Source organism: Streptomyces sp. NPDC048278 (assembly GCF_040652195.1).
GTDB lineage: Bacteria > Actinomycetota > Actinomycetes > Streptomycetales > Streptomycetaceae > Streptomyces.
In genome coordinates, this window is the sequence record NZ_JBEZLP010000073.1 from 1 (window position 1) to 10,387 (window position 10,387).

Annotated in this window: 5 protein-coding genes and 1 pseudogene; 2 read left to right on the forward strand and 4 right to left on the reverse strand. The window is 72.2% G+C overall.

Going from position 1 to position 10,387, the window contains the following annotated elements; genetic code table 11:
- Positions 1-131: 131 nt before the first annotated feature.
- Positions 132-296: pseudogene (locus AB0D74_RS50075) on the forward strand (pirin family protein); the annotation flags it as partial.
- A gap of 133 nt (positions 297-429) precedes the next feature.
- On the opposite strand, the gene AB0D74_RS50080 reads toward AB0D74_RS50075, so the two are convergent.
- From AB0D74_RS50080 to mftG, 4 genes are all read right to left on the reverse strand, one after another.
- A complete protein-coding gene (locus tag AB0D74_RS50080; RefSeq protein ID WP_362603291.1) occupies positions 430-2,988 on the reverse strand; it encodes a hypothetical protein in 2,559 nt (852 codons plus the stop codon).
- A 52-nt stretch (positions 2,989-3,040) separates the two neighbouring features.
- Positions 3,041-4,966: a putative Ig domain-containing protein gene (locus AB0D74_RS50085; RefSeq protein ID WP_362603294.1), complete on the reverse strand. Its 1,926-nt coding sequence runs from the start codon at positions 4,964-4,966 to the stop codon at positions 3,041-3,043.
- A 377-nt stretch (positions 4,967-5,343) separates the two neighbouring features.
- Positions 5,344-8,367 carry an AAA family ATPase gene (locus tag AB0D74_RS50090; RefSeq protein ID WP_362603297.1) on the reverse strand — a complete coding sequence of 1,008 codons (3,024 nt, stop codon included), beginning with the start codon at positions 8,365-8,367 and terminating at the stop codon, positions 5,344-5,346.
- A 162-nt stretch (positions 8,368-8,529) separates the two neighbouring features.
- On the reverse strand, positions 8,530-10,098 hold the full coding sequence (mftG, locus tag AB0D74_RS50095; protein ID WP_362603300.1) for a mycofactocin system GMC family oxidoreductase MftG: 1,569 nt from the start codon (positions 10,096-10,098) through the stop codon (positions 8,530-8,532).
- Positions 10,099-10,228: 130 nt separating this feature from the next.
- Between mftG and mftA the strand changes: the two genes are divergently transcribed.
- Entirely contained in the window at positions 10,229-10,357 is a 129-nt protein-coding gene (gene mftA / locus AB0D74_RS50100; protein ID WP_362603303.1) for a mycofactocin precursor MftA, read from the forward strand.
- The last annotated feature ends 30 nt before the right edge of the window (positions 10,358-10,387 follow it).

Below are 10,387 nucleotides of genomic sequence, written 5' to 3' on the forward strand. Positions count from 1 at the left end.
CCCGAAGTCACGAACTCCCGCCACCTGACGGCGCATCAGCCCAGTACACTCACGAACACACCCCTGACCAGCAGGAATAGCGAACTGCAACTGGAGTACTAGGTGCCCAGTTCGGCATCACAGCCCCACACATGGGGTGGAACTTCGTCGCCCGCACCCAGCAGGAGATCGAGCAGGCCCGCGAGGACTGGACGACCGGGTCGGGTTTCGGCGAGGCGGAGGGGTACGACGGGGCTCCGCTCCGCGCGCCCGCACTGCCCGCGACCCCCCTCACACCGCGAGGCCGGGCCCGCTGACCGGGTAGGACGCCGGCCTTCCTCGGAGGCCGGCGTATCGGTGTCTGTGCTCCTCATGCAGACGGCCGCGAGGCCCACCCTTTCGGGCGGAGCCCCGCGGTCGCTGCTCGGGGAACAGTTCGTGTCACCGGCGTCAGAACGCCCCGACACCGCGGGGCGAACCCACTCCGGTCGGGCCGTCGTAACCGGACAGGCCGGAGCACAGGTAGTCCGACGAGCAGGTGCCGTTGAGGCCGGAACCCACGTCGTACAGCGAACGGCGGGGCGCCGTGTACAGGCGCTGGGCGGGATGGCCGGAGGTGTGGCCGGTCAGGCCGTAGATCCCGGCGATGATCGGCGCCGACACGCTGGTGCCGCCGACGACCAGCCAGCCCCCGGCGGCCGAATCGTAGACCGCGACGCCGGTGTCGGGGTCGGCGACCGCGGACACGTCCGACACAGTGCGGTGGGCGCAGTAACTGTCCTGCTGCCAGGACGGCTTGGCAGTGAAGCGCGAGCAGCCGCTGCCGGCGCCGCCCCAGGCGGTCTCTTCCGTGCGATTGCCCGAGGCGTCCAGGGTGAGGGAGGTGCCGCCCACGGCGATCACCGAGTTGAACGCGGCGGGGACGGACACGCCGTAGCCCAGGTCACCGCTGCTCGCGGTGATCGCGACGCCCGGGTGCTGGTAGTACTTCGCCTGGATCTGCGCGTCGTCGGACCCCTCGTCGCCGCCGTAGGAGTTGGAGACGACCTTCGCGCCGAGCTTCACCGCGGTGTTGACGGCGGTGCCGAGGTCGTCGAAGGTGGCGGAGTCGGCGCCGACGTACAGGATCGAGCAGGTCGGGCAGGCCGCCGAGACCATCTCCAGGTCGAGCATCTCCTCGGTGCCCCAGCCGGAGTTCGCCGTGGGCAGCTGCGAGGTGCCGTCCTGGCCGACCTGGGTCAGGTGGATCGGGCCGAGACCGAACCGCTCGCGATAGGCGTTCAGCGACTTCTGCGCGTCAGGGTTGGCGTAGGCGTCGACGACCGCGACGGTCGTCCTGCCGGTCAGGCCCTTCAGTCCGTAGGCGCTCTGCAACTGGGCGGGTGTGTAACCGTCCTCGTAGTCGGTCGTCGCCAGCGGCTTCAGCGCGGAGTCGGTGACCACCTGGGCGTTGCAGCTCGCGTAGCCGGGCCGCGGGGCCGCCGCGCAGGCGGTGGCCGTGCGGTGGACGGTGTTCAGGAGAGGGTGCCGGCCGGCGAGCTGTGAGCTGTGCGCCGACGACGTGGCCCGGGTTCGCGCGGTCCTGCCGTAGGGCGACGGTGTGTCGGCCGTCGGCGGCGTGCCCTGCGAGGTCGTCTTCCGGGCCGACGGCGCGACCTGGCCGAGGATCCCGCCGGGACCGGGCTTCGCGGCCCCGTCCTCGTAGACGAAGCCGGCGCCGGACACGAAGTCCGGCTCCGCGACCATGGGCGCCCCCACCAGCGCGGTGTGCCCGTCGGCGGAGAGCGCAAGACCGGTGCCGGCGCCGCCGGTCGGGCCGCGGAACTCCGACGGTACGAGCGTCGCGTTCTGCGTGTAGCCGGTGCGGGACCTGTTCCGGACGAAGATCGCGGCGGCGCCGTACAGCCCGTTCCGGGGCGGCAGGCCCACGCCGACGACCGAGCCGTCACCGGAGATGTCGACCGCGATGGCGTCGGACATGTAGTCGCGCTCGCCACCGGCCTGCAGTTCGCCGGTCGGGGTCCAGGACCCTGCGGTGAGCCGGTAGGTGTAGGCGATGCCGGTGCCGTGGTAGGGCGCGCCCACCACGAGGCTGTCGCCCGTCCCGGCGAGCGCGACGGCCTCGCCGAACCGCTCGTTCGGAGCGCCGTCGGAGGCGGTCAGCTCGCCGGTCTCGGTCCAGTCGGCGTCCGTGCGGGTGAAGGTGTAGACGGCGCCCCTGTCCTTGTTCCGGCTCATCGCGCCAACCGCGATCGCTGTGCCGTCGTGCGAGAGGGAGACGCCGTTCGCGTAGCCGAAGCGGTCGCCCGCGACACCGTCCGGCGCCTTCAGTTCGCTGCCGCTGCTCCAGCCGGCCGCGGTCCTGTCGTAGACGAAGACCGAGCCCTGGTTGTCGTAGCGCGCGAAGTCTCCGGCGGCGACGGTCGATCCGTCACCGGAGACGCTCACCGAGAAGCCGAGATCGTCGAACAGGCCACCGCCCGCGGGCGCCTTGAACTCGGCGTCCTGCTTCCAGCCGGTGTCCTGCTTGCCGAAGACGTAGACGCGACCGCGCGAGCCGATCCCGCCGGCGGCGATGGTCCGGCCGTCGTCGGACACCGAGACGGAGAAGCCGATCTCGGCGAACTGCACGTCGGTCTGGGTCAGTTCGGCGTCCTGCCGCCAGGTGCGGCCGGACTTGTGGAAGACGTAGACGGCGCCGTCGTAGTAGTGGGCGTCGGGTGCGCCGAGCACCGCGGTCGAGCCGTCGGCCGACAACGCGGACGAGTAACCGATGGTGGCACCGAGACCCGCGTTCGCGGTCAGCGTCTGGGTCAGACCGCTCTGCTTCCAGGTGTGGGCCGGATGGTTCGAGGAGTGGTTTCCCGCGTCGGTCGCCTGCCCCGCGGGAAGCCCGGCGGGGGCGGCGGTCGCCGGTGCGACGGCCGCGGAGTCGAGGGCCGAAGCACCCAGCAGAAGCGACGCGACGGCCACCAGCGCGCTGGGGGCGCGTCTTGGTCGTGTGCGCATGGGAGAGCCTTTCGTAGGTGTGGCAACGGGCCGAAGGGGCACGGACGTTGCGTCAGCCGAGGTTCAGGTCCGCGTCGTCGACGAAGAAGGACGTCGCGAGGGAGCTGTTCTCCTTGCCGGTCCAGGTGAGCGTCACGGTCTTCCCGGCGTAGGCCGACAGGTCGACGGTGCGCTCGACGTACCCGGTGCCCTGGTCGGTGTTGGAGAACGCCTGGAGGGTGTGCCCGTCGGCGGTCACCGTGAGGGTGTCGCGGGCGCGCTTCGGGCTCTCGTAGCTGGAGATCCGCAGCTGGTAATCGAGCGTGGCCCTGCACTTGGCCGGGATGGCCACCTGCTGGGACAGGGTCGCGGTGTGCGCGGTGCCGTAGCCGTCGAGCCAGGCGTAGCCGGAGCCGCCATGCGCGTAGGTGCCGTCGGCGTTGACCACGCCGTCGCTCGCGGTCCAGCCCGCGTCCCCGTACTCGAAGCCGGGGTTGAGCAGCACCTGTCCGAAGCAGCCGGTGCCGTTGCCGATGACGGTCCAGGTGAACGACGTGGACGCGGTCGCGCCGGTGCCGTCGGAGACCTTGACGGTGACGTTGCCGACGCCACCGGCGCTGGGCGTACCCGAGATCAGGCCGGTGTCCGCGTCGATGGTGAGCCCGGGGGGCAGGCCCGTGGCCGCGTAGGCGAGCGTGGCGGTCGGGGAGGAGTCGGTCGCCTGGATCTGCAGGCTGACGGCTGTGCCGGCGGTGCCGTTCTGGTTGCCCGGGCCGGTGACGGTGATCTTGTTGCCCGCCTTGAAGGCGGTCAGCCCGTCGGGGGTGCCGAGCCCGGTCGGGCCGTCCCATCCGGTGGCCGCGGTGCACAGCAGCGACGAGGTGCAGGTGCCGTTGCCGCCGGTCGTCACGTCGTTCAGCCCGCCGTTGTGCGTGTACGGGTCGGACGCGGGCTGGTCGTCGGCGCCGGGTGTGCCAGCGAGGGCGTACACGGCCGCGATGATCGGCGCGGACGCGCTGGTCCCGCCGTACACCGCCCAGCCGCCGCCCCCGTATGTCTGGTAGACGGCCACGCCGGTCGCCGGGTCGGCGACGGCGGAGACGTCGGTGTCGGCACGGCGGCCGCACACCGTGTCGGGTACGACGCCCTGCCAGGACGGCTTGGCCTCGTCGCTGGAGCAGCCCGAGCCGGTGCCGTCTCCGGTGCCGCCCCACACCGACTCGGTCCAGCCTCGGGTGCCGGACGCCCGGGTCAGGGACGTACCGCCGACCGAGACCACGCGGTTGGACGTGGACGGGTAGATCGGCCCGGCGCTGTAGCCGCTGTCGCCGCTCGATGCGGTGTAGACGACGCCGGAGGACCGGAGGTAGGTGGTGTCGTAGCTGGATTCGTCGCCGGACTCCGGGCCGCCGAAGCTCATCGAGACGTACTTGATGCCCAGGTCGGTGGCCTTCTTGACCGCGCCGAACAGGTTCTCCGCGGTGTTGTCGTCCGACTCGATCAGGGTGATGTGGCAGGAGGGGCAGGTCGCCGAGACCATGTCGAGGTCCAGCGAGATCTCACCCGCCCACCCGCCGTCCGGGGACGGCAGCGGGCTGGTCTGCCCGTTCTGGTTCAGCTTCGTGAAGCAGCCGTTGTCGGTGGTGCAGGCAGGCAGGCCGTACTGGGACCGGTAGGCGGCGAGGTCGGACTCGGCGGTCGGGTCGTCGAAGGCGTCGACGATCGCGATCGTGGCCGCTGTGTCGCTGTCCGGCAGGTTGTACGCCGAGTGCAGGTCACCGGGGCCGTAGCCGTCGGGGGTGGCGTCCGCCGCGAGGGCCTTGGCCTCCTTGACGTCGGTGCGTCGCAGGGCGAAGCACGTGTAGTGCCCGGCCACCACGTCCTGGGCGCAACTCGGTGCCGCCGAGGGCGAGTCGGCCGCCGGCGTGCCGGCCTGGGCCGCGGCGCCGCTCAGTACGAGCACCGACGCCGCCACCAGGGCAGCGAGGGCGTGTCTCACGAGTACCTCCAAGGGGTGTGGGCAGCGCGGCGCCAGTGCCGAGGGGGAGCGTGAAAAACCGGGGGCCGCGCAGCACCGTGAGGGAGTGCGCACCGTTCTTCGGTGCCGGAGAGTCTGCCAGCGCACGCCCGTACGCAGATCACAGGTCGCGGGGTGAATGAATTCCCGGGACAGGTGAAACAAATGGCGGCCGGGAACTGTCGATCGATCCCGTCACCGGGAGGGCGGTGGGTGCCTCACGCTCGTCGGCGGGAGGCTTCGAGCTCCGGCCGACGGACGAAACCCGCGCCGACCGACGGAGCGGTCCTGCGCAGCGGTCCTGCGCAGCGGTTCGCCACGGCGTGCCGGCGACCCGGCACCCGGCGACCCCGGCTGCGTCACCGATCGTCGTCGTCCGGGGCCAACTCGGCTGCCGCGCGGGCGAGTTCGGCGCGCGTGGACACCCCGAGCTTCTGTTTGGCGGACTTCACCTGGGACTGCACGGTGTTGGGCGACTTGAACAGCTTCAGGGCGATGGCGGAGTCCGTCTCACCGGCCGCCACGAGCCGGACCACCTCCCGCTCGCGGGGCGAGAGCCGGGCACCGTACCCCTTCCTGCCGCGCCGTCCCGGGCCGCGGGTCTCGACCCCTGCCGTCCGCAGTGCCGCCGCCACCCGCTCGCCGTGGACGGTCGCGCCCAGCCGGGTGTAACGCCGCAGGACGTCGCGGAGTTCGGCGACGGTCTCCTGCCGGGCGCTCTCCGGCAGGCACCGGGCCGCCGCCTCCAGTTCGCGTGCCTCCTCGTACGGGCGCGGCAGTGCCCGCCAGGCCGCAGCGGCCTGCCGGTGCAGGCCCCGGGCCCCGGGCAGGTCGCCGACGGCGTGCGCGAGCAGCGCCCGGCAGCTCTGCAGCGCCGCGTCGGCGGCCGGGGCGCTCACGCCGGCGATCCCCGCGGCCATCGCGTCCACCGCCTCCAGGGCCTCCTCCTGGCTACCGGTGAGCAGCAGGGCGCGTACCCGGGTGGGCACCAGGTCGGTGCCCCACAGCCACACACCCGTGCGTTCGATCAGCGAGAACGGCTCCTGCGTCAGCGCGAGGGCTTCGTGTGGATCGCCGTCGCCCAGCGCGATCTCGCCCAGGACCGCGCAGGCCTCCATGACCAGTTCGGGACCCAGCCGGCTGGCCGGGTGGTCGAGCACCTCCCGCAGCCGGCGGCGTGCGTCGTCGCTCCGGCCCTCCGCGACCAGGAGCCGCGCCTCGACGACCTCGGCGTCCAGCCGATCGCCACCGGCGGAGCGGGCGGCGGCCACGAACGCCGCCGCACGCTCCCGCAACCCCTCCCAGGAGCCCTCCACGTAGTCCAGGTGCAGGCTGATGTCCTCCAGTTCGGCCGACACCACGGGGTAGTCGTAGGTGTGCGCGAGTTCGAACGCGGCCGACAGGGCCGTCCGGGCGGTCGCGTACCGGCCCCAGATCAGCGCGCAGTGGCCGATGTTGCCCAGTCCGCGGGCCGCGTTCAGCCGGTCCCCGACCTTGATGTCGCGGGTCGGGATCCTGGCCGCCTCCCGCCAGCCGTCCACCGACCCGAAGCGCAGCAGCACGGTCGCCAGATCGGAGGTGAGCCGCAGTTCGGAGGCGGCATCGCGGTCCTGGAGCAGCCGGGCGGCCTCCCGCAGCCACGCCTGGCGGGTGGCGGGCGACCAGGTGGGCCACGACAGATGAACGCTGTTGATCATCGCCTGCCCGGCGAGCAGCGGCTCGTCCGCGAGCAACGGAACCGCACGGCGTGTCTCCTCGGCCGCCTCGCTCATCCGATCCTCCAGGATCAGGACCCTGGCCAGCAGCCAGCGCACCCGGCCCTGGTCCAGCCGCGCGAGCCTCGGGTCCTCCGCGGCGCGCCGCAGGACCTCCTCGACCGCGCGGTAGGGCTCGACACCGCGGAACACCGCGAAGGGTATCTTCGCCACGATCCGGGTCAGATCCGCGGGCTCCTGCACGGTGACGGTGGCGAGCTCCAGCAGGATGTTCGCCGCCGTCAGGTCGTCGGCGCGGGCGAGCGCCAGGTCCGCCACCTGCTCGGCGTACCGGGCCCACCCCGCCGTGTCGCCCGACAGCTTCAGATGCCGGGCCAGCCGCACGACGGGCGGCGCGGGTAACGCGCCCAGCGCCGCAGCCGCGCGGGCGTGCAGTCGCGACCGCTCGCCGAGCGGCACCTGATCGGCGACGGCGTCCAGGACCAGCGCGTGGCGGAAGGCGATCTCGCCACCGTCCGCCGGGCTCAACAGGTGGGCCGCCAGCAGGTCGTCGACCGCCGTACCGGCCTCGTGATGGTCCAGGCCCGTCACCGTGGCGAGCAGCGCGACCGTGGCCGGCTCGGCGAGTACGGCCAGCGCCCAGCCCGTCAACCGGGCCGTCGCCGTGAGCCGTCGGGTCTGTGCGGCCACCGACTCGCGCAGGCTGGCGGGCGGTGCGAGCGCGGCGATGCTCGCCGGACTCAGCGGAACTCCGCGGGGGTTGCCGCGTATCTGGTCGTTCAGCGTGCGAAGCAGGTCCTCCAGCAGCAGCGGAACGCCCTGCGTGCGTCGGTGCAGCAGGTCGGCGACACGCGGCGAGACGAGCGGCCCCCGCAGCATCGACGCCACGAACTTCTCGGTGCCGGCCAGGTCCAGCGGGCCCAGCGGGATCACCCGGCCGGTGTCTCCGGTCGCGATGCGCATGATCCGGGCCACCAGTTCCGGGTCCGGTCGCTCCTCGGTGCGCCAGGTCTCCACCACGCGCACGGGCGCGCCCTTGTCGACGGTCGCCAGGTGCAGCAGGAACTCGTGGGTGGCATGGTCGGCCCAGTGCGCGTCGTCCAGCACCACCGTGTGGACGCCCAGCGTCCGCACCAGCTCGGCGAGTGCCCTGAACAGCCGGTGCCGCTCGAGCGCGCCGCTCTCCGCGGGCGGGAGCGGTTCGGGCAGGCTGTCCCACCACTCCGGGAACAACGGCCGCAGTGCCCCGGCGAGCCGCCCCGGCCGACGGGGGTCGGGCGGCGTCGGGGCGAGCGCCTCCACCAGCGTCCCCATGGGGAACGGTGTGGCCACCGGCGGGCACCGCAGCAGCAGTACACCGCCTCCGGTGCCGGACGCCGCCGGCAGGGTCTCCTGGACGAAGCGGGACTTGCCGATCCCCGCCTCGCCCTCGACGACGACCAGCCGTGTCGAGGGCCGTGCCAACGCCTCCCGAAGCCATTGCTGTTCGACATCCCGGCCGACGAAGACAGGCGAGAATACGCTGTGTGTGTCGTGCGGTCCACCCATATCGTTTCCCGACATTTGCCTCATTCCACATGTGTCGGCTTGAGAGGCTTGCACCTGCGCACCCGCGGGTCGATGCTGCCCAATCGCGGGAAACCGATGCCGTCTTGGGACCGACTCCATTACGCCGTCAGGAAGCGCAGAGTGTCCGGCGACGCATGGCTGGACACGGGGGCGTTCCGAGAAGTGGTCCCGCTCCAGGGCATGTTCGCCCGGCCCGGCGGCACGGCCCTGTGCCGTCGGCGTTCTGGCGGGTGCACGGCCGGGCCTGGGTTCGGCCACCGGTCAGGGCAGTTCGCCGCGCATGGCCCTGCCCACCAGTTCGCCGATCAGGACGGCGGTCGCCGCCGGGCCGCGTAGCGGGGCCGTGGGCAGGATGGAGGTGTCCGCCACCCGGAGTCCGGCGATGCCATGCACCCTGCCGAAGTGGTCGACGGCGGAACGCGAGTCGTCCGCGGGTCCCATCGGCACGGTGCCGCAGGTGTGGTGGGACGTGCCGAGATGCGAGGCCACCCATGCGTCCAGGGCCCGTTCGTCGCCCAGCGTGCGCGGGCCGGGCTCCAGCAGTCCGAGGGAGGCTTCCCCGAAGGCACGCGTAGCGATCAGCGCCGCGGTGGTGCGGACGACCTCACGCAGCCGTCGCCGGTCCTCGGATGTGGTCAGATAGCCGTACTCGATCAGCGGCTGGTCCTCCGGGTCGGCGGAGACCGTGAGCAGTCTTCCGCAGGTTCGCGGCGACTGGACGGACACGAGGAAGGCCAGGGGGGCACCGGGAACCGCCGCCCTGCCGCCGACCAGCCCGGCCATCGGAACGAGCGACTGCAGGATCTCCAGATCGCCGGTGTGGGTTCCGTCCGACGACGACAAGTGCAGCCCGGCGCCGAGCCAGGTGTCGGCGGGCTCGGCGAGAAGCCGCCGAGGCGTCCACTCCAGCACGAGTTGCGGGTGGTCGCTGAGCCTCGCGCCCACGGCGGGCAGGTCCTGGACGAGCGGGATGCCGAGTCGTTCGAGAGCGACGCCCGGTCCCACTCCGGACAGGTGCAGGAGATGCGGGGACCCGAAACTCCCGGCGCAGAGGACGACCTCCCCCGCCTCCAAGACAGCGGCCCCACCGTCACGTTCGACCACCACGCCGATGGCCCGGCCGTGCCTGATGACCACCTTTCTTACCGAACTGTGCCCCACCACCGCGAGGTTGGGCCGCGCCAGCGCGCTCAGCAGGTAGCTGATCCCCGTGTTGACGCGCCGTCCGTCGGCGGCGTTGGAAGGCACCGGGCCGAATCCCGGGGCACCTTGGGCGTTCTTGTCGGGCTCCTCCGGAAAGCCCAGCTCACGCGCCGCCGCCCGGAACGCCGCGGCGGCGGGATGCCGCAGATCCGTGCGCCGGACCCGCACCGGTCCTCGGTCGCCGTGCAGGTCGTCGGCGCCGTGGTCGAGATCGTTCTCCAAGGCGCGCAGGAGCGGAAGCAGGCGGTCGTACGACCATGCGGCCCCACCCACGGCGGACCAGCGGTCGAAGTCGGTCCGCCGGGCCCTGATGAAGTAACCGCCGTTGACCGTGGTCGATCCACCGAGATAGCGCCCACGCGGCACCGTATACGGGCGGTTCGGCGTGAGGTGTACCGAGTACGGTCGCACAGCGGCGTGCCCGGGCTGCGCTCCGGGGACCAGGCGGGCGTCGAGCAGTTCGGCACCGAAGCCCGTCAAGTGGCGGGGCACCGGCCCGGCTTCGAGCAGCAGCACGGTACGGGCGGGGTCCTCGCTGAGGCGGGCCGCGAGGGCGGCACCACTGGCCCCCGCCCCCACCACGACGACATCGGGGCGGCCCGCCGGATCGGACCGTATTCGGCTCACGCCTCGCCTCCTTCACAATGATCCCAATATCGTATATGAAATCGAATCACAAAAGATGCAACATGCTCTTCACTTTTGACACCCGGTGTCGTTACCCTCCGAGAAGCCGAGCCGAACATGAGGAGGGCCCATGAACGAGCTCCAGACCGCCCAGACCGCCGAGGTCACCGCTAACGAGGCCGCCGCGCACGAGCCGCTGATCGAGGCGGACGAGTTGATCGAGGAGGTCTCGATCGACGGCATGTGCGGCGTCTACTAGGCGCCGCGGGATGACCGCCGTGGACCTCGA